General features: G+C 57.6%; 1 protein-coding gene. It reads right to left on the bottom strand.

Going from position 1 to position 838, the window contains the following annotated elements; translation table 11 throughout:
• A partial coding sequence (locus tag PRUB_RS00045; RefSeq protein ID WP_242065199.1) for a condensation domain-containing protein occupies positions 1-809 on the bottom strand: 809 nt, incomplete at its 3' end.
• Positions 810-838: the final 29 nt, after the last annotated feature.

Genomic DNA, 838 nt, shown 5'->3' with positions numbered 1-838 from the left:
CGCTGCGCCTGTGCGTCATCCAGCGTGACATGCACGGTCTCAATGCCCGAGCCGTCGTTTAGTACGTCTGTCAGACCATAAGGCAATGTTGGTTCGCTGACCTCACCCAGCATCTGAGTGAAAAAGGCCTCAGTATCCAGACTCGCTGTGCGTGCCAGTGTGCGACCGACAAATTCCCGGTAGGGCACCGGCTCAGCCAGGCTCGCTTCATTGCCGTGCAGCAGCGCCGTCAACTCATGCACCAGAATTTCCAGCGACACGTGATCTGAGATCAGGTGATGCTCACACAACAGCGCATAATGCTTACCCTGCGCGGCGTCTTCGCACACGCTCAGTTGCAGCAGCGGCGCATTTTCCAGCTCAATCCACAGCGGCTGTTCAGCCACATGTGCACTGAACGCGGCCCGGACATCCGCTTCCCCGCTGAAGTCCAGCTCAGTCACGGGCAGCGCTACCTCACGCTGTACCACCTGAAGTGCAGTGGTGCGGTTGCGCCACAGGATGGCGGTGCGCAGCACATCGTGGCGGGCAATCAGCGTATTCAGTGCCCACTTAAAGCGCTCAAGAGACTCGCGGCTGTCGAACTCAAACGTGGTGCTGGTAACATACGGGTCCTGCCCTTCACTCATGGTGTGTACAAACAGCACGCCTTCTTGCAGCGGTGCCAGCGGGTAGATGTCCTGAATATTGACCATGCCACCGGGAATAGTCTGGGCAATATCCGTAAGCTGTTGCTCATCCAGCTCAGTGAGCGTCACCATCTGTGGGGTGATTTTGCTGCAATCCGCCGGAATTAAATTGGCGGGCACACAACTTGATTCCTCACTCCCAAGTGCCC

Source organism: Pseudoalteromonas rubra, assembly GCF_000238295.3.
GTDB lineage: Bacteria > Pseudomonadota > Gammaproteobacteria > Enterobacterales > Alteromonadaceae > Pseudoalteromonas > Pseudoalteromonas rubra.
The sequence above is the reverse complement of the archived record's forward strand: the minus strand, read 5'-3'. Positions and strand labels throughout refer to the sequence as shown.